Source organism: Achromobacter sp. NFACC18-2 (assembly GCF_900108985.1).
GTDB lineage: Bacteria > Pseudomonadota > Gammaproteobacteria > Burkholderiales > Burkholderiaceae_B > Achromobacter.
The window spans coordinates 82,396-103,004 of record NZ_FNYM01000004.1 but is presented as its reverse complement, the minus strand read 5'-3'; the positions used below and the strand labels follow the sequence as shown (position 1 = coordinate 103,004).

At 68.6% G+C, this 20,609-nt stretch carries 20 protein-coding genes; 9 read left to right on the top strand and 11 right to left on the bottom strand.

The genetic code is table 11. The annotated features are described in order from the left end of the window. Window positions 1-73: 73 nt before the first annotated feature. Window positions 74-406, bottom strand: coding sequence for a cupin domain-containing protein (locus BMW75_RS07525; RefSeq protein ID WP_092578224.1), 333 nt, complete (start codon window positions 404-406; stop codon window positions 74-76). Between the two features lie 80 nt (window positions 407-486). Beyond that, on the bottom strand, window positions 487-1,473 hold the full coding sequence (locus tag BMW75_RS07520; protein WP_092578222.1) for a tripartite tricarboxylate transporter substrate binding protein: 987 nt from the start codon (window positions 1,471-1,473) through the stop codon (window positions 487-489). A gap of 155 nt (window positions 1,474-1,628) precedes the next feature. Between BMW75_RS07520 and BMW75_RS07515 the strand changes: the two genes are divergently transcribed. Both BMW75_RS07515 and BMW75_RS07510 read left to right on the top strand, forming a co-directional pair. Then, the gene (locus tag BMW75_RS07515) at window positions 1,629-2,531 is read left to right on the top strand and encodes a LysR family transcriptional regulator (protein WP_092578220.1); all 903 of its coding nucleotides are present in this window, start codon (window positions 1,629-1,631) and stop codon (window positions 2,529-2,531) included. An 87-nt stretch (window positions 2,532-2,618) separates the two neighbouring features. Next, window positions 2,619-3,521 carry a LysR family transcriptional regulator gene (locus BMW75_RS07510; protein ID WP_076520670.1) on the top strand — a complete coding sequence of 301 codons (903 nt, stop codon included), beginning with the start codon at window positions 2,619-2,621 and terminating at the stop codon, window positions 3,519-3,521. An 81-nt stretch (window positions 3,522-3,602) separates the two neighbouring features. Here the strand turns inward: BMW75_RS07510 and BMW75_RS07505 are convergent, their stop codons facing one another. The 7 genes from BMW75_RS07505 to BMW75_RS07475 all read right to left on the bottom strand — a co-directional run bounded on the left by BMW75_RS07505 (window position 3,603) and on the right by BMW75_RS07475 (window position 10,319). Then, window positions 3,603-4,472, bottom strand: coding sequence for an alpha/beta fold hydrolase (locus tag BMW75_RS07505; protein WP_076520671.1), 870 nt, complete (start codon window positions 4,470-4,472; stop codon window positions 3,603-3,605). Then, window positions 4,469-4,855 (bottom strand): hypothetical protein, encoded by a 387-nt coding sequence (locus tag BMW75_RS07500; RefSeq protein ID WP_092578218.1) that lies wholly within the window; start codon window positions 4,853-4,855, stop codon window positions 4,469-4,471. The genes BMW75_RS07505 and BMW75_RS07500 overlap by 4 nt, the downstream gene beginning before the upstream one ends. Before the next feature lie 13 nt (window positions 4,856-4,868). After that, window positions 4,869-5,684 carry an N-acyl homoserine lactonase family protein gene (locus BMW75_RS07495; RefSeq protein ID WP_092578216.1) on the bottom strand — a complete coding sequence of 272 codons (816 nt, stop codon included), beginning with the start codon at window positions 5,682-5,684 and terminating at the stop codon, window positions 4,869-4,871. Beyond that, window positions 5,681-6,901, bottom strand: a complete 1,221-nt coding sequence (locus tag BMW75_RS07490; protein WP_092578214.1) for an ABC transporter substrate-binding protein — start codon at window positions 6,899-6,901, stop codon at window positions 5,681-5,683. Before BMW75_RS07490 ends, BMW75_RS07495 begins: the two co-directional genes overlap by 4 nt. Before the next feature lie 66 nt (window positions 6,902-6,967). Continuing rightward, window positions 6,968-8,398, bottom strand: coding sequence for an NAD-dependent succinate-semialdehyde dehydrogenase (locus tag BMW75_RS07485; protein WP_092578212.1), 1,431 nt, complete (start codon window positions 8,396-8,398; stop codon window positions 6,968-6,970). Continuing rightward, window positions 8,399-9,376, bottom strand: a complete 978-nt coding sequence (locus BMW75_RS07480) for a Bug family tripartite tricarboxylate transporter substrate binding protein (RefSeq protein WP_092578209.1) — start codon at window positions 9,374-9,376, stop codon at window positions 8,399-8,401. Window positions 9,377-9,425: 49 nt separating this feature from the next. Further along, window positions 9,426-10,319: an NAD(P)-dependent oxidoreductase gene (locus BMW75_RS07475; protein WP_092578207.1), complete on the bottom strand. Its 894-nt coding sequence runs from the start codon at window positions 10,317-10,319 to the stop codon at window positions 9,426-9,428. A 229-nt stretch (window positions 10,320-10,548) separates the two neighbouring features. On the opposite strand from BMW75_RS07475, the gene BMW75_RS07470 reads away from it, so the two are divergent. The 3 genes from BMW75_RS07470 to BMW75_RS07460 are packed head-to-tail and all read left to right on the top strand — an operon-like array spanning window position 10,549 to window position 15,218. After that, window positions 10,549-11,904, top strand: a complete 1,356-nt coding sequence (locus BMW75_RS07470) for an MmgE/PrpD family protein (RefSeq protein ID WP_092578205.1) — start codon at window positions 10,549-10,551, stop codon at window positions 11,902-11,904. A 40-nt stretch (window positions 11,905-11,944) separates the two neighbouring features. Next, complete coding sequence (locus tag BMW75_RS07465) at window positions 11,945-14,026, top strand: acetate--CoA ligase family protein (protein WP_254791952.1); 2,082 nt, start codon at window positions 11,945-11,947, stop codon at window positions 14,024-14,026. A gap of 40 nt (window positions 14,027-14,066) precedes the next feature. Further along, window positions 14,067-15,218, top strand: a complete 1,152-nt coding sequence (locus BMW75_RS07460) for an acyl-CoA dehydrogenase family protein (RefSeq protein ID WP_092578200.1) — start codon at window positions 14,067-14,069, stop codon at window positions 15,216-15,218. 42 nt (window positions 15,219-15,260) lie between these two features. On the opposite strand, the gene BMW75_RS07455 is transcribed toward BMW75_RS07460, so the two are convergent. Then, window positions 15,261-16,178, bottom strand: a complete 918-nt coding sequence (locus BMW75_RS07455; protein WP_092578198.1) for a LysR family transcriptional regulator — start codon at window positions 16,176-16,178, stop codon at window positions 15,261-15,263. A 169-nt stretch (window positions 16,179-16,347) separates the two neighbouring features. Here BMW75_RS07455 and BMW75_RS07450 point away from each other — a divergent pair, with 169 nt between their 5' ends. From BMW75_RS07450 to BMW75_RS07435, 4 genes are all read left to right on the top strand, one after another. Further along, on the top strand, window positions 16,348-16,752 hold the full coding sequence (locus BMW75_RS07450) for a RidA family protein (RefSeq protein WP_092578196.1): 405 nt from the start codon (window positions 16,348-16,350) through the stop codon (window positions 16,750-16,752). A gap of 135 nt (window positions 16,753-16,887) precedes the next feature. After that, entirely contained in the window at window positions 16,888-17,760 is an 873-nt protein-coding gene (locus BMW75_RS07445; RefSeq protein ID WP_305781738.1) for a PhzF family phenazine biosynthesis protein, read from the top strand. 113 nt (window positions 17,761-17,873) lie between these two features. After that, window positions 17,874-18,362, top strand: a complete 489-nt coding sequence (locus BMW75_RS07440; RefSeq protein ID WP_076520684.1) for a VOC family protein — start codon at window positions 17,874-17,876, stop codon at window positions 18,360-18,362. A 229-nt stretch (window positions 18,363-18,591) separates the two neighbouring features. After that, window positions 18,592-19,761, top strand: coding sequence for a GGDEF domain-containing protein (locus BMW75_RS07435; RefSeq protein WP_092578192.1), 1,170 nt, complete (start codon window positions 18,592-18,594; stop codon window positions 19,759-19,761). A 45-nt stretch (window positions 19,762-19,806) separates the two neighbouring features. On the opposite strand, the gene BMW75_RS07430 is transcribed toward BMW75_RS07435, so the two are convergent. Next, complete coding sequence (locus BMW75_RS07430) at window positions 19,807-20,580, bottom strand: hypothetical protein (RefSeq protein ID WP_092578609.1); 774 nt, start codon at window positions 20,578-20,580, stop codon at window positions 19,807-19,809. Window positions 20,581-20,609: the final 29 nt, after the last annotated feature.

The following is a 20,609-nucleotide window of genomic DNA, read 5'->3' as shown; positions in this document are numbered from 1 at the left end:
GCGGGCCGGCGCGGCACTAGACCGGTCGGCGGCGCCAGGGCAGGGCGGCGCTCCGCCCTAACTCCCTAACTAATTAATTCCGCTTGAGCGCAACGGTCACCAGCACCGACGCGTCTTCCAGCGCGAAGAGCGAATGCGGCGCGCGGCCAGGCAGATACATCAGACAGCCCGCATCCAGGATATGCGTGGCGCCGCCGGCGGCCACTTCCACGCTGCCCTCCAGGCACTGGAGGGTGATTTCCCCCGCCACGTCGTGCGAGGGCATGCTCTTGCCGGCCAGCAGCACCAGCCGCATGACTTCCAGGTCGCCGGATTTGAAGAGCGCGATCGACTGCTTTTGCGCAAGCGCCGCGCCATAGGGAGAGAGATCGATGACCTGCCCGGGATCCGCGTGTTTCAAGGCCATGATGGCTGTCCTTCGCTGGGATGGGATGAACCAACGATACCCCATCCGCGCGCCGGGCTCGCGCCCGGCTGGCGGCCGGATCAGTTGATCTTGATACCGCGTTCCTTGACCAGATCCTTCCATTGCGCGGTTTCCTTGGCCAGGTGGTCGCGCAGCGCGTCAGGCGTGCTGCCGATGGACTCGGCGCCGATCGAATCCAGCGTCGCTTTCACCTTGGGCTCGGCCAGCGCGGTGCGCATGGCGTCGTTCAGCTTGGCCACCACTTCCGGCGGCGTGCCGGCCGGGGCGAAAGCCGCGAACCAGGGCATCAGCTCGTAGCCCGGCACGCCGGCCTCCTGCAGGGTCGGCACGTTGGGCAGCGCGGGCGAGCGCTTGGCGGTGGTGATGCCCAGCGCGCGCAGCTTGCCGCTGTCGATGTGCGGCTTGGCGGACGTGATGCTGTCGAACATGTAGTCGACCTGACCGCCCAGCAGGTCGGCCACGGCGGGGCCGCTGCCCTTGTAGGGCACGTGCAGCATGTCCACGCCCGTCATCGACACGAACATCTCGCCGGCCAGGTGGATCGAGGTGCCCACGCCGGCTGACGCGTACGTGTAGTGCTTGGGCTGGGCCTTGGCCTTGGCGATCACGTCCTGCACGCTGGTCGCGCCGGTGCGTTCCGGATTGGTCACGAGCACGTTGGGCACGACGGCCAGCAGCGAGATCGGGGCGAAATCCTTGATGGGGTCGTAGTTCAGGCTCTGGTAAAGCGCGGGATTGACCGCCATGCCGTTGGCGACGATCAGGATCGTGTAGCCGTCGGGCTTGGCGCGCGCCACGGCCGCCGCGCCGATATTGCCGCCCGCGCCGGCGCGGTTTTCGACGATGAAGGACGTGTTGAGCTGCTTGCCCATGGACTCGCTCAGGGTGCGTGCGATGCTGTCCATGGCGCCGCCGGGCGGAAAGGGCACGATCCACTTGACCGGCCGGTCGGGATACGCGTCGGCGTGCGCGGCGGTGGCGCCGGCCAGCAGCGTAGCGGCCAGCAACGCGCGGGCAAAGGGTTTGAATACATGGCGCATGCGCATGGTTGTCTCCGTGTTTCTCGAATTATCTGCGGCGCCTGTTCCATTCATACTTTGAATGTCAGGGCCTGAACGCTTAGCGGCAGTATCGCTTGCCTTTTTCCAGGGTGTCCAAGACTATATGGGTTTCGATTGATACCTTCAGGGTCTGAATCACGATGGAACTCCGGCATCTGCGTTACTTTCAGGCGGTGGCCGAGGCGGGCAGCTTCACGCTGGCGGCCTCGCGCCTGCACATCGCCCAGCCGCCTCTCAGCCGCCAGATCCGCCAGCTTGAAGAGGAGCTGGGCGTGCAGCTCTTTGAGCGCACGACCCGCGCGCTGCGACTGACCGAGGCGGGCCGCTTCTTGCTCGAACAATCGCGGCTGCTGACCGCCCGCCTGGAAGAGGTGCTGGAGGGCACGCGCCGGCTGGGCCAGACCGAGCGCCGCTGGTTCGGCATCGGCTTCGTGCCGTCCACGCTCTATGGATTCGTGCCCGAGCTGATCCGGCTGCTGCGCAGCGCCGATGATCGGGTCGAGGTCGGCCTGATGGAAATGAACACCCTGCCGCAGCTTGAAGCCCTGAAGGCGGGCCGCATCGATCTGGGCATCGGCCGCATCCTGCTGGATGATCCGGCCATCGAACGCCGCGTGCTCATGACCGAACCGCTGATGGCCGCGGTGCCGCTGCATCACCCGCTTGCGGGACAGGCCAGCGTCTCGGTGGACCGGCTGGCGCGCGAACCCTTCGTGCTCTATCCGGCCAGACCGCGCCCGAACTACGCGGACCACGTGCTGGGCCTGTTCCGCGCCGCCGGGCACGCCGTGCAGGTGGTGCAGGAAGCCAATGAACTACAGACCGCCATCGGACTGGTCGCGGCGGGGCTGGGCGTTACGGTGGTGCCGGCCTCCGTGCAGCGCCTGCAGCGCCAGGACGTCGCCCACGTGCGCATCGACGCCGACGCCTTCGTGTCGCCGGTGATCGTCAGCTACCGCAAGGACGACGCCTCCGCGTTTCTGGCTCAGGCGCTGGAACTGGCGGGCGAACTCGCGACAAGGCAGGGATCCGGATCGCGCTGACGCCAGCGCAGCGCCAATGCTGCGCCATAGCAGCGCAATGCTGCGCCAGCGCGGCCGTGCGGCGGTCCGCCACGGTATATTGCCCTCATGAAAAAGCTAGACATCCCAGCGCTGGAAATCTTCGTCGCGGCCGTCGAGGAAAAGAGCCTGTCCAAAGCGGCCGAGCGGGAAAACCTGGTGACGTCCGCGGCCAGCAAGCGCGTGGCCGAACTGGAGCGGCATCTGGGCCGCACGCTGCTGCACCGGCACGGGCGCGGCGTCGAGCCCACGCCGGCGGGCGCATTGCTGTACCAGCGGGCCAAGGCCATCCTGCGCAGCGTGCAGCTCACCGAGCAGGCCATCAACGGCTATACCCTGGACGGCCAGGCGAAGATCCGCCTGGCTTCTAACCCGTCCACCATCCTGCAATTCCTGCCCGGCGTGATGGGGCGCTTTCTGGCCGGCCGCAGCGACGTCAGCGTGGACCTGCTCGAAGGCCACAGCTACGACATTCCGCGCATGGTCGCCGAGGCCTCGGTGGATATCGGCATCTATCACGCGGACCACCCGGTGCCTGGCGTCGCCTCGTTTCCCTTCCGGCGCGATCGCGTGGGACTGGTGGTGCCGGTGGGCCATGCGCTGGCGGGCCGTTCCGAGTTGTACCTGGAAGAGGCGCTGGACTACGACCTGCTCGGCTATTTTCCGCGCCATTCGCTCGACCAGTTCCTGGCCTACGCGGGGCAGTCGCTGTCGCGGCCGCCGAACGTGAAGCTGCAGGTGTCCAATTTCGAGACGCGCTGCCGCATGATCCGCGAGGGCCTGGGCATCGGCGTGGTGCCCGAAGGCATCGCGCGGCACTACCTGTCTTCGATGGGACTGGCGCTGCTGCGGCTGCGCGATGACTGGGCCGAGCGCCAGTTCTACGTGTGCGTGCGCGATACGAGCCAGCTTGCGCGGCCGGTGGACGACCTGCTCAAGGCGCTGACGGCGCCGCAGTTGCAAGGGGAGTGACCCGGCGCGGTGGTGGCGCAGCCGTCAGCCCGCGCCACGGCCCCGGGAGACCGGACGTACCCGCGTCCGCGCGGCCGCGCGCTATGCGCCCTGCCGCCTGCGCGCCGCCTGCGCCAGCACCGGCCGCAGATAGCCGAGGAACCGGTCCGGGTCCTCGCTCATGGGAAAGTGGCCCATGCCTTCCATGATCTGCCATTGCGATCCGGCGATGCGGCCCGCCAGGAATTCCGTGTCCTCGGGCGTGCAGGAATAGTCGTATTCGCCGGTCAGCAGCCACAGCGGGCAGCGCTGCGTGTCGATGCCGGCCACGCGGTCGCGGATGTCGCCGTCCGCGGTATAGAAGTGCAGGTCCCCCTTGAACACGCCCGGACCGCTCTGCATGTAGTGCCACAAGGTCTCCCAGCGATGCTTCTCGGGGCTGCCCGGCCCGACCAGGCCCGACACGATGCCGGCGCAGACTTCGCCGCCGTGCACGTCAGGCCGGTTCAGCCATTCCAGGTCGTAGTACGGGTCGACGTGCGCGCCGGACTGCAGGCCGATGGCGCCGCCGAAGCGGTCGGCGTGCTCAAGCGCCAGATGCAGCACGATGCGGCCGCCGATGGAGCAGCCCATCACCAGCGGACGGTCCAGCGCCAGCGCGTCGGCCACGGCGATGATCGCCTCGGCGTAGTCCTGCGAGGTCAGCCGGTAGGTTTCTTCCTGCCAGCCCTCGGGCGGGGACGATTTGCCGTGCCACGGCAGGTCAAAGGCGATGACCCGGAAGGATTCCAGGATGGCCGGGTCGTTCATCACCGCGCGGTACTGGCGCGAGTCCGCGCCGGCCGTGTGCAGGCACAGCAGCGGCGTGCCGCTGCCGGCTTCTTCGACGTAAATGCGCTGCGGGCGTCCGCCCAGCGGCAGGTGCAGATAGCGGCCGACGATGGGCTCGAAGCGGGCGGGGCTGGCGTTCACAGGGACGCTCCTTTGGCGCGCGGGCAGGCCAGCACGTCCTTGAAGTAAAGCAGGTGGGACATCAGGGGATGGAGGTCGCCTTCGGCGCGCAGGCGGCGGAATTTCACCAGCGCCATCAGGTCATGGAAACCGGGCGCGGGCCTGGGGCTCCAGAACTGCGCCCAGTCGGCCGCGGCCGCGCGCAGCGCGAATTGCCAGCGCGGCATGACGAAGGGGCCGGGGCGCACCGATTCGATGCGGCCGGCCTGCACGGCGATGAGATAGGCCGTGTCGCCGCACTCCAGCAGGAACACCGTGTTCAGGTGCCGGCCTCGCCACACCAGCCGCTCCTGTCGGTTCACGGCGTCCGCCAGTCGGTGAAGGATGAAGTCGTCTTCTTGCATTGCGTTGTCCTTGTCACAGGGGCGGAACGTCCAGGCGGTAGATGCCGTCGCCGTCGACGGCGCGCGGATAGCGCAGGGTGACGGCGGGGTCGTGGCCGGGCACGATGTGCGCCTCGGAATCCGCCAGGGTCCGGATGCGCGTATAGCCCTCGAGCATATCGCCCAAGTGGAAGATGGCGGGAAAGGGATTGTTGTCCTGGAAGTTGCGGTAGTAGTGCAGGGCGTCGGACGCCAGCACGACCCAGCCGCGCGCCGTGTGCACGCGCACGACCTGCAGGCCTTGCGTGTGCCCGCCGATGCGGTAGATCTCCAGCCCGGGCGCCAGCCGGGCATCGCCATCGTGAAAGCACACGCGCCCCGCGTACACCTGGCGCACCACCGCCTGCACGTCGTCGACCGAGAAGAAATGCCGCATCGATTCAAAGCACATGTAGCGGCCGGTGGCGTATTGCATCTCGGCGTCCTGCAGATGCACGCGCGCATTCGGATAGGCCTCGACGTTGCCGGCGTGGTCGTAGTGCAGATGGGTCAGGATGAGGTCGCCGATGTCCGCCGGCGCCAGCCCCAGCCGGCCAAGCGCCGCCTCGGGCTGCAGCGTGAAGGCGCGGTTGCGGGCGCGCGCCGAGCAGGCGCTAAAGCCCGTGTCGACCATCACGTTGCCTTGCGGACCGCGCAGCAGCCAGCAAAAGAAGTCCATCGGCATCGGCCCGTCATGGACGTCGACGCGTGACAGGAAGTTGTCGGCCGCGCGCCGCGTGACGCTGGCGTAGCGGATCGCATAGACCTCGTAGGCCGGCGCGTCGCCGGCCGCTTGCGGGGTGGGTATCATTGCTTGACCAGCTTGCACTGGCTTTCGGACAAGGGCATGAACGCCTGGTCGCCCGGCACCGTGCGCACGATCTTGTAATAGTCCCAGGGCGCTTTGGATTCCTTGGGCGACTTGACCTCCACCACGTAGGTGTCGTGGATGAGCTTGCCGTCCTCGCGCAGGCGGGCGTTGCGTGCGAACGCATCGTGGATGGGCTGGGCCCGCAGCGTTTTCATCACGACGTCCACATTGTCCGACCCCGACTTCTCGACCGCCCGCAGGTAGTTCAGCACCGCGGAATACTGGCCCGCCTGCAGCGCCGTGGGCATCTTGCCCGACGCCTTGTGAAAGCGCTGCGCAAAGGCGCGCGTCTCGTCGTCCATGTCCCAGTAGAAGGTCTCGGCAAAGGTCATGCCCTGGCCGGCGTCCAGGCCCACGCCATGCACGTCGGTAATGCTCATCAGCATGGCGACCAGCTTTTGCTTGCCCGCCAGGCCGAACTCGCGCGCCTGCTTGATCTCGTTCTGCAGGTCCGCGCCCGCGCTGGCGAAGGCGACGGCATCGGCCTTGCTGGATTGCGCCGACAGCAGGAATGACGCGAAATCGTTCCCCGGGAACGGATAGCGCGCCGACCCGGCCACCGTGCCGCCGCCTTCCTTCACAAAGCGCATGCCGTCGTTTTCCAGCGAGTGGCCAAAGGCGTAGTCGGCGGTCACGAAGAACCATTTCTTCGCGCCGGCCTCCACCAGCGGCAACGTGCCCACCTTGGCGAGCGCGTACGTGTCATAGACCCACTGGACATTATTGGGCGAGCAGTCTTCGCCGGTGATGCGGGTGGCGCCAGCGCCGGTCACCATGGTCATGCGGCCTTTTTCGCGGGCGATGTTCATCACGGCCAGCGCGACGGCGCTGTTGCCCAGTTCGGTCACGACGTCGACCTGGTCGCGGTCCATCCATTCGCGCGCGCGGCTGGCGGCCACGTCCGTTTTGTTCAGGTGGTCGGCGGACAGCATTTCGATGGGCTTGCCCAGCACCTTGCCGCCAAATTCCTCGATGGCCAGCCGCGTGGCCAGGACGGAGCCGGGGCCGACGTTGCCGGAATACGCGCCGGACATGTCCGTCAGCACGCCGATGCGCACGACGCCGTCGGATATGCCGGCGGACGGCTGGGCCTGCGCGGCGCCGGCCAGGGCGGCAACCGCGATCGCGGCGGTGATTCCGGTGATTTTCTTATGCATGGTGTTCTCCTTTGGATGGTGCGGCGGCGCGGTCGGTCGCCGCGCCGCTCGGGTGATGGCTGCGCGCTACATCTGGCTCACGTACTTGACCTGCATGAATTCCTGCAGGCCCTCGACGCCGCCTTCCTTGCCCAGCCCGCTGTCCTTGAATCCGCCGAACGGCGTCTCGGGCAGCGAGGCCTGGCAATGGTTGATGCAGACCACACCGCTGTCGATGCGCTCGGAGGCGATGCGCGCGGTGGCGGCATCGCGCGTGAAGACATACGAGGCAAGCCCGAAAGGCAGCCGGTTGGCCTGTGCCAGGGCCTCGTCCAGGTCGGCAAACGGCTGCACCAGCGCCAGCGGGCCGAAGGGTTCGGTGTTGGCGGCCAGGCATTCGGGGCCCGCGTCGCGCAGCACGGTCGGGGCCCAGAACCACCCGGGAAGATCCAGCCGCTCTCCGCCGGCCGCCAGTTGCGCGCCGTGCTTCAGCGCATCGGCCACCAGGGTTTCCATTGCGGCGAGCCGCCGGGGATTGGCGAGGGGCCCCATCTGCACGCCGGCTTCCAGGCCGTTGCCCACGCGCCAGCCACGCGCCCGTTCGGCCAGGCGCTCCACGAAGCGTTCGTACACGCTCTTATGCACGTACATGCGGGTGGGCGACGTGCAGATCTGGCCGGAATTGCGCAGCTTGGCCGCCAGCACGGTATCGGCCGCGATGACTGGATCGGCGTCGCCGAACACCAGCACGGGCGCATGCCCGCCCAGTTCCAGCGTCGCCCGCTTCAGGCCGCCCGCCGCCAACATCGCCAGTTCACGGCCGATGGACGTGGAGCCGGTGAAGGTCACCATGCGGATGACCGGCGAGGCGATGAGACGCCGGGAGATCTCGGCCGGATCGCCGAACACCATGTTCAGCACGCCCGCGGGCAGCCCCGCGTCCGCCAGCGCGCGGCCGATTTCCAGCGCGATGGCCGGTGTTTCCTCGGAGGGCTTGATGACGATCGAGCAACCCGCGGCCAGGGCCCCGGCGATCTTGCGCGACGGCGTGATCGCCGGCGCGTTCCAGCCCGAGAACGCCGCAACCGGGCCGATGGGTTCCGGGATCGCCATCTGGCGGATGCCGCCCACGCGGCCGGGGATCAGCCGGCCATAGGTGCGCCGCGCTTCCTCGGCGCCCCATTCGAACATCTCGGCGGCGGTGGCGACTTCCTTTTCGGATTCGGCCAGGGGCTTGCCCAGTTCGCGGGTGATCAGCCACGCCAGTTGCGGCGTGCGCTCGCGCATCAGCGCGGCGGCGCGGCGCAGAATCGCCGCCCGGTCCAGCGGCGCCGTGTCGCGCCAGCCCGGAAAGCTGCGGCGCGCGGCCTCCAGGGCCTCGTCGACGTCATCGGCCGAGGCCATCGGCAATCGGCCCAGCACCGCCTGCGTGGCGGGGTCGATCACTTCCAGGCCGGGGCGGCCGCCGGCCGCGACCGCGCGGCCGCCGATGAGCAGGGTCAGTTCGGGGTAGTCCATCTAGTCTGCCTTTGCGATGTGGCTGGTCTGCATGACCTGCGCCCAGCGTTCGGTCTGCGAGCCGATGTGGCGGGCGAAGTCGTCGGGGGTGCCGCGCATCGGGTACTGGCCCAGCTTGAGCAGCGCGTCGCGCGCTTCGCCGGTGCCCATGACCTTGTTGATGGCGGCGTTCAGGCGCTGCGTGACGGCGGGCGGCACGCCGGCCGGCGCCAGCACGCCGTTCCAGGGTTCGGCCGTGAAGCCGGGAATGCCGGCGGCCTGCGCCACTGTCGGCACGCCGGGCGCCACCGAAGACGGCTGCGCGGCGGCGATGCCCAGCGCGCGCAGCTTGCCGGCCTGCACCTGCGGCATGGCGGCGATGGCGCTCAGGAAGGCCATGTCCACGCGCCCGGCCACCAGGTCGGCGATGGCCGCCGAATCGCCTTTGTACGGCACATGGGTGATGTCGACCCGGGTGGCGCTCTTGAACCATTCGCCCGCCAGGTGGTTCACCGCGCCGCTGCCGGCCGACGCGAAGGTCAGCGCGCCGGGCTTTTCGCGTGCGCCGGCGATCAGCGCCTGCACGGAGTCGAAGGGCGAACCGGCCGGCACGACCAGCAGGTAGGGATAGCTGGCGACCAGCGCGATGGGCTGGAAGTCCTTGAGCACCTGGTAGTCGACCTTTTGCTTGTAGACGGGTTCGATCGACAGCGTGCCGCTGCTGCCCAGCATCAGGGTGTAGCCGTCGGCGGGCGCGCGCCTGACCGCCTGCACGGCGACCACGCCATTGGCGCCGGCGCGATTTTCGACGACGACGGTCTGGCCGAGCTCGGTCTCGAGCTGGCGGGCGAGGTAGCGGCCGACGGCATCCGTCGGGCCGCCGGCGGTAAAGCCGATCACCAGCGTGATCGGGCGGGTGGGATAGTCCGCGGCGGCGGCGTTCATGCCGATCGTAACGGCGAGCAGGGGCAGGGCCCATCGACGTAGCAGGGGTGTCATGAATATCTCGGACAGGGAATGGGGCGGCGCGCGGCGCCGGATGGACGGCTTACGCGTAGCCGCGCTCGATCAGCTTGACCATCACCGGGTAGTACTCCTTGACGTAACCGGCGGCGCGCGTGCGCTCCAGCAGGTCGTGCGTCAGCCTGGCCGCCCGGGCGTCCACGTCGCCCTGGCTGGCCAGTTCGAGGGCCAGCAGGATGTCCTTGATCGCGTATTCGGTCGGAAAGGTCTTTTTCGGGAAGTGGGACGGGGCCAGCGCCTTCTGGCCCGGATTGCGCAGCACGAAACTGTCGGCCGAGCCCTTGCTCAGCGCGTCCAGCAGCAGGGTGCCGTCCACCCCGGCGCTGCGCCCGATCGTGACGGCTTCGGCCAGGGCGTGCACCGTCATGAAGACCACCATGTTGTTCATGATCTTGACCACCTGGCCGTTGCCGATGCCCCCGCAGAGCAGCACGTCGGAGCCCATGCAGGACAGATAGGGCAGGACCGTGTCGTAGTCTTCCCGGGTGGCGCCTACCGTGATCATCAGCGTGCCCAGCCGGGCGGCCTCGCGCATGCGCGCCACGGGCGCGTCGATCAGCACGATGCCGTGGCCGCGCAGCACTTCGGCCAACTGGCGGGTGCGCGTGACGTCGCTGGTGCTCATGTCCACCACGATGCGCACGCGGCCCGCGGCTTCGACCAGGCCGCCGGGCCCGGTGCAGACCTGTTCCACCTGCACGATGCTGGGCAGCGACAGGAACACGATCTCGGCGCTTTGCGCCACCTCCACCACCGACGCGCAGGCATGCGCGCCCAATTCGCCGATGCGGGCCACAGGGTCGGGACTGATATCGGTCACGTACACCGGGTGCCCGGATCGACGGACCAGATTGGCGCACATGGGTTCGCCCATCACGCCCAGGCCGATGAAGCCCAGCGGGGTCTTGGTCTCGCTCATTACTTCCTCCTTGGTCATGCGTTGTTTTTCTCGTCTTGCCATGCAGCTTACGGACGCCGCCGGCGCGGCGGTATGAAAAATTGGCAAAGCAACGTTCACCAATTCCGGCCCCTTCCGATCAAGAAGGCTCGTTTTCCTTTTTATCAATCCTCGCGCGGCGCGGCCGCCTAGAGTGATCGGCAGAAGCGAACGGCGCGCAAGCTGCGCCGCACTCACCACGGAGAGACGAATGCTGCTGGACACCATCGCCGCCTATGGCGCGAAAGACGCCGTAGGCCGATTGCCCGAGGAGGTCATCCACTACGCCAAGCGCGCGTTCCTGGATTGGCTGTCGGCGCTGTACCCCGGCACCCGCGCCGCGCCGTGCCAGCAACTGCTGGGCGCGCATGGCGCCGAATTGGGTTCGGGCGCGTCCAGCCTGCCTGGCTGCGCGACCACGGCCTTTGCCGCGACGGCGGCCTGGATCAACGGCAGCGTGTCGCATGCGGTGGAGTTCGACGACATCTTCCGCGACGCGGTCTATCACCCGGGCTGCCCGACCATCGCCGCGGCGCTCGCGCTGGCCGAAGAGCACGACGCCAGCGGCCTGGCGCTGCTGCAGGCGATCGTGGTGGGCTACGAGATCTCGACGCGCATCGGCGCAGCGGTGCAGCCCGCGCACTACCGCTACTTCCATACGACGGGCACCGTGGGCTGTTTCGGCGGCGCTGCCGCCGCGGCGGCCCTGTGCGCGCCGGGCGATGCGCAGGTCATGCTGCACGCGCTGGCCACCGCCGGCACGCTGGCCAGCGGCCTGCAGCAGGCTTTCCGGTCGGACGCCATGAGCAAGGCGCTGCATGCGGGCCATGCCGCCGAGGTCGGCGTGCGGGCCGGGCAGGGCGCCGCGCACGGCATCACGGGTGTGCCGGACATCCTGGAGGGCGAGGTGGGCTTTGGCGCCGCGCTGGCGCGCGACCCCGACTGGCGGCTGGCCGTGGCCGGCCTGGGCGAACGCTACAACATCCTGTCTATCACCCAGAAGAACCACGGCTGCTGCGGCCATACGTTCGCCGCCATCGACGCGGCGCTGGCGTTGCGCGAACGCGGCCTGCAGCCGGACGATATCGCCGCGTTGCGGGTGGAGACATACCAGACCGCGCTGGACGTGACGGGCAACTTCCAGCCCGCCACCGCGTTCGAGGCGAAGTTCAGCCTGCCGTATGTGGTGGCGCATGCGCTGGTGCACGGGTCGGTGCGGCTGGACGCCTTTGGGGCGGCGCGGCTGCATGATCCGCGCGTGCGCGGGTTGATGCAGCGCCTGGATCTGCGCGCGGCCCCGGACCTGTCGGCAGGCTTCCCGGTGATGCGCGCCGCGCGCCTGACCGCCACGACGCACGGCGGCGACGTGCTGGAACACCACGCTCCCTACCGCAAGGGCGACCCCGAGGCGCCGCTGTCGGACGCGGACCTGAACGACAAATTCGCCGAGCTGGCCGGCCCCGTGCTGGGCGGCGCGCGCATGCTGGCGCTGCGCGACGCCGTCTGGCGCCTGGATGCCATGCCGGTCCGCGCCCTGCGCCTGGCGGCAGACATGCCCAAGCTTTGAACGCCCACTTTTCATGGCCCTTATGACGACTGCCAATTCCATGTCCAATTCTTTCGCTGACGCGCTGCTGTCTCCCCGTGCGGTCGCCCTGGTGGGCGCCTCGGGCGACGCGCGCAAGAACACCGCGCGCCCGCTGCGCTTCATGCGCAAGCACGGCTATGCCGGGGCCATCTATCCGGTCAACGCGGGCCGCGCCGAGATCCTGGGCGAGCGCGCCTATCCGTCGCTGGCCGAGCTGCCCGGGCCGGTGGATCACGTCTTCATCATGATTCCCGGCGACGGCGTGGCCGCCTTGCTGCCCGACTGCGCGCGGGCCGGCGCGCGCGTGGTGACGGTCTATTCCGACGGCTTCGGCGAAGCCGGGCCGCAAGGGCAGGCGCGCCAGGCCGAGCTGGTGCGGCAGGCGCGCGCGCTGGGCCTGCGACTGCTCGGGCCGAACAGCATCGGTCTGGCCGACCTGCACGGCGGCGGCATCCTGTCCGTGAACGCCGCCTTCGAGGCCGACACCCTGCTGGCCGGCGGCATCAGCCTCGTGTCGCAAAGCGGCTCCATGATGGGGTCGCTGCTGTCCCGCGCCGCCGCGCGCGGGTTTGGCTTTGCCAAGTCGGTCTCGGTCGGCAATGAAAGCGACATCACGGTCGGCGAAGTGGTGGACGCGCTGGTGGACGACGCCCGGACCGAGGTGATCCTGCTTTTCCTGGAGACGCTGCGCGCCGCGCCCACGCTGGCGCGCGCGCTTGCCCGGGCGAGCGCGGCCGGCAAGCCGGTCGTGGCCTACAAGCTTGGCCGCTCCGAGCAGGGCGACGCGCTGGCGCAGTCCCATACCGGCGCCATGGCGGGCAACGACGTGGCGGTGGACGCTTTCCTGAAGGCCCATGGCGTCATGCGGGTGCAGCACTTGGAGACCCTGTTCGAGATCGCGCCGCTGGCTGCCCGTTACGCGCGGCCCGCGGGTGGCAGCCGGGCGCGGGAGGGGAATGCGCCGCGCGTGGCGGTCATTACGACCACGGGCGGGGGCGCCGCGACCGTGGTCGACAACCTGGGGCTGCGCGGCCTGGCGGCGGTTGCACCGCCGGCCGCGTTCGTGCGGGAGATCGCGCAGCGCGGCCTGAAGATACGCGAAACGCCGGTCATCGACCTCACCTTGGCGGCGTCCAGCGAGCAATACCGGATGCTGCTCGAAGCGCTGCTGCGCGCCGATTGGTGCGATGCGGTCCTGAGCGTCGTCGGGTCGTCCGCGCAGTTTCATCCTGCCCTGGCCGTCCAGCCCTTGCTCCAGGCCGACAAGCCCGCCGCCAAGCCGCTGGCGGTGTTCCTGGCGCCCGAAGCGCCGGCGTCGCTGGCGTTGCTGCAGGCAGGCGGCATCGCGGCGTTTCGCACGCCCGAAGCCTGCGCTGATGCGCTGGCCGTGTTCTTTGCGCCGGAAGGCCGGCCGCCCGGGCAGGGTGCGCCGCAGCCGTGGCCGGACGGCCTGCCGCGCAGCGGCATGCTCAGCGAGTTCGAAGCCGCGCAGGTGTTTGCGGACCTGGGGGTGCCGGTGACGCAAGGCGAGCTGCTCGCGCCGGACCGGCTGGATCACCGCGTCCCGTACCCGCTCGTGGCCAAGATCTGCTCGCGCGACCTGGCGCACAAGACCGAGCTGGGCGCGGTGCGCATCGGCATCCGCGACGCCCAGGCGCTGGAAGCGGCCGCGCGCGAACTGCGCGAGGCGGTGCGGCTGCGCGCGCCGGATGCCCGGGTCGACGGCATCCTCGTGCAGCCCATGGAAGACCGCCTGATCGAACTTATCCTGGGCTACCGCCACGACCCGCTGGTGGGCCCGACCGTGCTGTTGGGCGCAGGCGGCATCGCCGCCGAGCTGGCGCCGGATTTCGCGGTGCGTCTGGCGCCCGTGGATGTCGACGAGGCCTGGCGCATGATTTTCGAGGTCCGCCAGACCCGTCTGGTCCGCGGCTTTCGGGGCCTGCCCGAAGGCGATTGCGAGGCGCTGGCGCGCGCCATTGCCGCCTTCTCGCGCCTGGCGCTGTGCGATGGCGTGCGCGTCGAAGAGGCCGAGATCAACCCCTTGTTCGTCCGCGCCGATGGCGTGGTCGCCGTCGATGCCCTGGTCCGCCTGGCCTGACCGGCATCCACTTTCCCACTCTTGCATCAGGAACCCTAAGATGGACTTCACCCTCACTCCCGAACAGCGCGACTTCCAGACGGCCGTGCGCCGCTTCGCCGACCGCGAATTGCGCGCCGGCGCCGTGGAGCGCGCGCATTCCGACGACTACCCCTGGGACATCGCGCGCCTGATGGCGGGCCAGGGGCTGCTGGGCATCACGGTGGCGCAGGAGGACGGCGGGATCGGCGGGTCGCTGATGGACGCCGTCATTGCGATCGAGACCGTCGCCGCCGTCTGCCCGCGCAGCGCGGACGTGGTGCAGGCAGGCAACTTCGGCGCCATCCGCGTCCTGGCCGAGTACGGCAGCCCCTTGCAGAAACAGAAGTACCTGACGGGCCTGCTGGCCGGCGAAGGACTCATCTCGGTGGGGATGACCGAACCGGACGCGGGCTCGGCCGTCACGGAGCTCAAGACCAGCGCCACGCGCGCGGACGGCGGCTGGCGCATCAACGGCACGAAGATCTTCACGACGCACGGCCCGCACGCCAGCGTCATCCTGGCCTACGTGCGCTTCGCGCCCGGCACGGCCGGCATCGGGTCGGTGCTGATCGGGACCCGCGACGAAGGCGTCAAGCTTGGCAAGCGGTCCGCCTTCATGTCGGGCGAAGAATGGGTCGAGATCTTCTTTGACAACGTCTTCGTGCCGGACGACATGGTCGTGCTGGGCGAGGGCGGCTTCAAGAAGCAGATCGCGGGATTCAACGTCGAGCGCATCGGCAACACCGCGCGCTCGCTGGCCCTGGGACGTTATGCGTATGAAGAGGCGCGCAACTGGGCCATGCAGCGCAAGCAGTTCGGCCGCCTGCTGTGTGAGTTCCAGGGCCTGCAATGGAAGTTCGCCGACATGCGCATCAAGCTCGATGCCGCCCAACTGCTGCTGTACCGGGCCGCGACCGGCGCGGACACGGGGTTTCCGTCCGCGACGGAGACCGCCATCGCCAAGGCCTATTGCAACCAGGTGGGCTTCGATGTGGCCAACGATGCCTTGCAGGTCCTGGGCGGACTGGGCTACAGCCGCGAGTCCCTGGTCGAATACTGCGTGCGCCGATGCCGCGGCTGGATGATCGCGGGCGGGTCCATCGAGATCCTGAAGAACCGCATCGCCGAAGGGATCTTCGAGCGCAGCTTCCCGCAGCGCCCGCCGCGCTGACAGCGGGATGTCGCGGCGCGCTGGCGGCGTGCCGCCGCCGCGCTACCGGCCCGCCGCCGGCGCATAGGCGCCCATCAGCTCCACGATCCAGTCGATGAACGCGCGCAGCTTGGCGCTGACGTGGCGGTTGGGCGGGAACGCCACATACAAGGGCATCGGGTCCATCCGCCAGTCCTCGAAGACCGTGACCAGCTCGCCCCGTGCAAGGTGGGGCTCGGACATGTAGTCCGGCAGCCACAGCACGCCCATCCCCGCCAGGCCGGCGGCCAGGTAGGCGTTGCCGTCGTCCACCGCCAGCACGTAGCGGCCCTGCACGTTGATGATGTCGTTGGCGCGCCGCATCGCATAGGGCAGGGCGCGGCCCGTGCGCGCCCACAGAAAGCCGACGATCCGGTGGTGCGAATCTTCCAGCTCGCGCGGGTGCGCGGGCTTGCCCGCCTGCTTCAGGTACGAGGGCGCGGCATAGACGCCCAACCGCAGGTCGCCGACGCGGCGTGCCATCAGCGATTGATCGGTCAGCTCGCCGCCCCGCACGACGCAATCGACGTTCTCGCCGATCAGGTCGACGATGCGGTCGCTCACGCCCATGTCGAGCTGGATGTCGGGGTAGCGGGCGTGAAAGGCCGGCAGGGCGGGCACCAGCACCATGCGCGCAAGGGGGCTGGGCACGTCCACGCGCAGCCGGCCCCGCGGGGCTTCCGATGCGCTGGACAGGCTGGTCTCGGCGTCGTCCATGTCCGCCAGGAGCTTGATCACGCGCTCGTAGTACGCGGCGCCGTCCGCGGTGACGTTGACCTTGCGCGTGGTGCGGTTCAGCAACCGCACGCGCAGGCGCGCCTCCAACTGCTGGACGAGCTGCGTCACGCTGGTCTTGCTCATGTGCAGGGTCTCGGCCGCCTTGGTGAAGCTGCCGGTCTCCACCACGCGCGCAAAGGCGTTCATTGCGTCAAAACGGTCCATGGCGGCTCCAGGGGATTGGTGGAAGTGGGGGAATGGGGGGGATTGTTTGGATTCTACAAATAGTGTGGGAGGGGCTCGCCCGTTTATCCGCAAGTCGCGCGCCGGTAGAGTTTCTCCAGGTTCTTCCCATTCACGACGGGCCGCTTCGGCCCACCTCTGGAGCACGCTCATGAATACTCGCGACGTCGTCTTTCCTCCTCATCGCCATGCGTTGTATGAACGTAACCGTTATTCGCCGGCGGTTCGTTCCAACGGTTTTCTCTTCGTGTCGGGTCAAGTCGGCAGCCGGGACGATGGCTCGCCCGAGCCCGACCTGCGTCAGCAGGTGCGCCTGGCCTTCCAGAACCTGAACGCCATCCTCCAGGAGGCGGGCGGCTCGTTCGACGACGTGGTCGACGTGACCGTGTTCATGGTCGATCCGCAATCGCAGTTCGAGGCCATGTGGGAGGTGGTGCCCGAGTTCTGGGGTGACGCGCCGTACCCCACGATTACGGCGGTGGGCGTCACCTGGCTTTATGGATTCCAGTTCGAAATCAAGGTCATCGCCAGACTGCCGGATGTCGCCGCAGTATGAGCGCAAACCGTCCGGCGTGGCCGGCATCGGCACTGTACCCCGGCCAGAACCGCCCGTAATATCCCTGCATCGACGATTGCCGCCCGCCGTTCATCGCGCCGGGCGGCGCTTCATGCAAAGGAGCGGGTCATGGGCATGCCATTCAAGCAAGTGGACGTATTCACCAGCGAACCCTACCGCGGCAATCCCGTGGCCGTGGTGCTGGACGCGCAAGGCCTGTCGGATGAGCAGATGCGACGCATCGCCAACTGGACGAACCTGTCTGAGACCACGTTCGTGCTGCCGGCGACGCAGCCCGGCGCCGATTACCGGGTCCGCATTTTCACGCCGCAGGCCGAACTGCCGTTCGCGGGGCATCCCACGCTGGGCACCGCGCACGCGCTGGTTGAAGCCGGCATCGTCTCGCCGCGTAAGGGCAGGCTCGTGCAGGAGTGCGAGGCCGGACCGATCGAACTGACCGTCACGGAGATCCCGGGCAGCAGTCCGCTCATCGCGTTCACGCTGCCGGAGCCCGCGTTCACCACGCTGGATGCCGCAGAGATCGACGAAATGGAGTCGATATTGGGGTCGGCGGTGGTGCACGATCCCGCGCCCAAGCGCGTCGGCGTGGGCCCGGTGTGGACGATTGCGCAATTGCCCAGCGCCCAGGCGGTGCTGACGCTGAGGCCGGATTTTGCGCGCATGGCCGACTTCGACCGCGGCAACGGGGCCGCGGGCATCGTGGTGTACGGCGCGTACGGCGAGGGGGCGGAAGCGGCCGTCGAGGTGCGGGCGTTCGCGCCCAGCCTGGGCGCAAACGAAGACCCCGTGTGCGGCAGCGGCAACGGCGCGGTGGCCGCCTTCATCCGCGATGCGGGGCAGGTGCCGCAGTTCGGAACCGAATATCTCAGCTCGCAGGGCGCGGCCGTGGGACGGTCGGGACGGCTGAGCATCGCGTTCGACGCGGACGGGGCGATACGCGTGGGCGGGCAGTCCGTCACCTGTATCGACGGCCACATCGCTGCCTGAAGGGGGCCGCGCTGGCGCGCGGGGTTCGCGCGGCGCGGGTCGTGGACTATGCTTGAACGTCGCGCATCGCAGCAAGGGTTGAGCGCATCACTTTCCTGTCCAGGAGGAGCAAGATGGCCAGCAAAAACACGATATGCCTGTGGTATGACGGCGCCGCGCTGGACGCGGCAAGTTTTTACGCCAAGACGTTTCCGGACAGCGCCGTGGGCGCGGTCCATCGCGCGCCCGGCGACTATCCCTCGGGCCGGCAGGGCGACGTCCTGATGGTGGAATTCACCGTCATGGGCATTCCCTGCGTCGGCCTGAACGGCGGCGACGCCTTCACGCACAACGAATCCTTTTCCTTCCAGGTCGCCACCGACGACCAGGCCGAAACCGACCGCCTGTGGAATGCCATCGTCTCGAATGGCGGCCAGGAGAGCGAGTGCGGCTGGTGCAAGGACAAATGGGGCGTCTCGTGGCAGATCACGCCCCGCGTGCTGCTCGCGGCGGTCACCGACCTGGACCAGGCGGCGGCCAAGCGCGCGTTCGAGGCGATGATGACCATGAAGAAAATCGACATCGCCACCATCGAGGCGGCCCGCCAGGGGCGATCCGCCTAGCGGGGCCCGGCGGACGCGGCGACTTGCCCTGATCGGAGGTTGTCCGTGTTGAGTGGCGGATCAGGCCCCACGATCGTCCGGAGAAAGCTAATCCGGGGCCGGATCGCGCGGGCCGATGCGCTGCCCGGCAGGGCTATCCCGTGCGCGCGGAAACCGGGGAACGAGCCAGTTTTCACCGTAAAATCCGGGCGCTGCCGCGATATTTCGGCGCATTCTCCTCATTTCAGAGATGTACGTCGATCTCCTCACTCTTTACCTGCTGGCCGTCGGCACCCTGCTCGTCAGCGCCGGCCTGATGTTCTGGGAACAGCGGACCAATCCCACGCGCAGCAAGGAATTACGCATCCTGGCATCCGGGTTCGCCACGCTGGCCGCGGGCTGCGCGGCGGCGCTATACCGCCACGATCTTCCTGGCGTCACCGGATCGGCCTTGAGCAATCTGGTCATCCTGGGCGGCTACCTGCTGGTGCTCAACGGCGTCGCCGCCCTGAGCGGACGGCATTACCTGCGCACCTCCGTCGGCATCCTGGCCGGCATGGGCCTGGTCTGGGCAATCGGAGGCGTGCGCTGGCTGGACGTCATGTGGACGTACGTCAGCTCGGTGCCCATTGCGCTCATCAGCGGCCTGACGGCCTGGGAGGTGTGGCGATGCCAGGCGCTCAAGCCGCGGCATTCCCGGTACATCGTCGTCGCGGCCGCCGGGGTGCACACCGCCCTCTACGCCGCCAGGGCGTTCATCCTGCCGTGGTTCGCAACCCAGCCCGGCCAGCAGATCCAGGCGCTGGTCGGCAAGCTGACCATCTACGAAGGCGTGTTGTATTCGGTGGTGTTGCCCATGACGCTGCTCAAGCTGATCCGCGACGAAACGCACCGCCAGTTGCTGCTGGAATCCCAGACCGACTACCTGACCCGGCTGGGCAACCGGCGCTGGTTCTTCGAGCAGGGCGCGCGCATTCTTGACGGCAAGAAAGGGCGCGGCGCGGTGTCGGTGCTGGCGTTCGACCTGGACCACTTCAAGTCCGTCAATGACCGCTACGGGCACCAGGCCGGCGACAAAGTGCTCAAGTCCTTCGCGGATATTGCGCGGGAAGTGCTGGGGCACGACACGATTCTTGCGCGCATCGGCGGCGAGGAGTTCGCCGCGCTGCTGTGGGGCGACGACGCCGAGGGCGCCCACACGCTGGGCAAGGCCATGGCCGAGCGCTTCGCCGTGACCGTCTCGAACCGCATGGATGGCATCGGCATCGCGGCGACGGTCAGCATCGGACTGGCGCGCTTCAATGGCGATGCGCCCGACATCGTGGAGGCGCTGGCGCAGGCGGACCGGGCGCTTTACCGCGCCAAATCGCTGGGCGGCAACCGTCTGGAGCTGGCGCCGCGCACTGCGGCCACGGCCTGAGCGGCGGGCAGGACCGCCAGACTTCCCCGCGCGCCGCGCGTCGCGCTATCGCGCGACGTACTCCTTGCGCGCCGCGTCGTACGTATAGGCCACGGCGTCGGCAGCGCCCAGCTTGCGGGTCTTGCCCGGCCCGGAGATCGTCGTCCCGGTGAACTGCACGGTCACCTGCGGCAGGTCGGCGACGCCATGGGCGCTGAAGACCAGCTCGCCTTCGCTGCGCGTACAGGGCATGACATCGCCATCCGCGCAGGCGGGGCCGTTGTCTTCGCCGGCAATCACGTTGCCCGCGTAGGCCCACACCTTGTCCTGGCTCTCGTCCTGCCGCTTCTCAGGCGGCGTGAAGACGAGAAGCGTGTACGCGCTGATGGTGATGCCGTTTTCGAACGATTCCGTCGGCACCGCCAGCACCAGTTTGCCGGAGGCGGTGCGGAATTCACGCGGCTTGCGCCGGGGGTCGACTTCGGGGGCGCGTTCGTAGGCGCCGAATTCGCCGATGGTGGGCTCCATGCCGCGAAACTTCCAGGGCTGCTCGGACGACGGATTGTCCAGGATGAACGTGGCTTCGGAAAGGTTGACCGGGGTGGTGGGCGCGATGTCGTCCTCGCCCGGCTTGACGTAGCGTTCGGCGGTTTCCCAGACGAAGCCGGTGTAGTACTGGACGCCTTCCACGTTGAACGCGTGGCCGTACCAGTAGGTGGCGAAGCTGCCGTTGGCAACCTCGGCGGCGTCGGCGCCTTTGCTGTCGACCTGGTGGATGGCGTACAGGACGGACGCGGCGTCGGGCGGCGCGACCTCGGCGGCCGCTGTGAACGCCGCCATCAGCGTGGCCGCACACAACGCGGCAGCCG

Excerpts from the sequence above, each read along its gene's own strand:
- BMW75_RS07525 (WP_092578224.1), bottom strand. The coding sequence starts at position 406 with ATGGCCTTGAAACACGCGGATCCCGGGCAGGTCATCGATCTCTCTCCC.
- BMW75_RS07520 (WP_092578222.1), bottom strand. The coding sequence starts at position 1,473 with ATGCGCATGCGCCATGTATTCAAACCCTTTGCCCGCGCGTTGCTGGCC.
- BMW75_RS07515 (WP_092578220.1), top strand. The coding sequence starts at position 1,629 with ATGGAACTCCGGCATCTGCGTTACTTTCAGGCGGTGGCCGAGGCGGGC.
- BMW75_RS07510 (WP_076520670.1), top strand. The coding sequence starts at position 2,619 with ATGAAAAAGCTAGACATCCCAGCGCTGGAAATCTTCGTCGCGGCCGTC.
- BMW75_RS07500 (WP_092578218.1), bottom strand. The coding sequence starts at position 4,855 with ATGCAAGAAGACGACTTCATCCTTCACCGACTGGCGGACGCCGTGAAC.
- BMW75_RS07495 (WP_092578216.1), bottom strand. The coding sequence starts at position 5,684 with ATGATACCCACCCCGCAAGCGGCCGGCGACGCGCCGGCCTACGAGGTC.
- BMW75_RS07490 (WP_092578214.1), bottom strand. The coding sequence starts at position 6,901 with ATGCATAAGAAAATCACCGGAATCACCGCCGCGATCGCGGTTGCCGCC.
- BMW75_RS07485 (WP_092578212.1), bottom strand. The coding sequence starts at position 8,398 with ATGGACTACCCCGAACTGACCCTGCTCATCGGCGGCCGCGCGGTCGCG.
- BMW75_RS07480 (WP_092578209.1), bottom strand. The coding sequence starts at position 9,376 with ATGACACCCCTGCTACGTCGATGGGCCCTGCCCCTGCTCGCCGTTACG.
- BMW75_RS07475 (WP_092578207.1), bottom strand. The coding sequence starts at position 10,319 with ATGAGCGAGACCAAGACCCCGCTGGGCTTCATCGGCCTGGGCGTGATG.
- BMW75_RS07470 (WP_092578205.1), top strand. The coding sequence starts at position 10,549 with ATGCTGCTGGACACCATCGCCGCCTATGGCGCGAAAGACGCCGTAGGC.
- BMW75_RS07465 (WP_254791952.1), top strand. The coding sequence starts at position 11,945 with ATGTCCAATTCTTTCGCTGACGCGCTGCTGTCTCCCCGTGCGGTCGCC.
- BMW75_RS07460 (WP_092578200.1), top strand. The coding sequence starts at position 14,067 with ATGGACTTCACCCTCACTCCCGAACAGCGCGACTTCCAGACGGCCGTG.
- BMW75_RS07455 (WP_092578198.1), bottom strand. The coding sequence starts at position 16,178 with ATGGACCGTTTTGACGCAATGAACGCCTTTGCGCGCGTGGTGGAGACC.
- BMW75_RS07450 (WP_092578196.1), top strand. The coding sequence starts at position 16,348 with ATGAATACTCGCGACGTCGTCTTTCCTCCTCATCGCCATGCGTTGTAT.
- BMW75_RS07445 (WP_305781738.1), top strand. The coding sequence starts at position 16,888 with ATGCCATTCAAGCAAGTGGACGTATTCACCAGCGAACCCTACCGCGGC.
- BMW75_RS07440 (WP_076520684.1), top strand. The coding sequence starts at position 17,874 with ATGGCCAGCAAAAACACGATATGCCTGTGGTATGACGGCGCCGCGCTG.
- BMW75_RS07435 (WP_092578192.1), top strand. The coding sequence starts at position 18,592 with ATGTACGTCGATCTCCTCACTCTTTACCTGCTGGCCGTCGGCACCCTG.
- BMW75_RS07430 (WP_092578609.1), bottom strand. The coding sequence starts at position 20,580 with ATGGCGGCGTTCACAGCGGCCGCCGAGGTCGCGCCGCCCGACGCCGCG.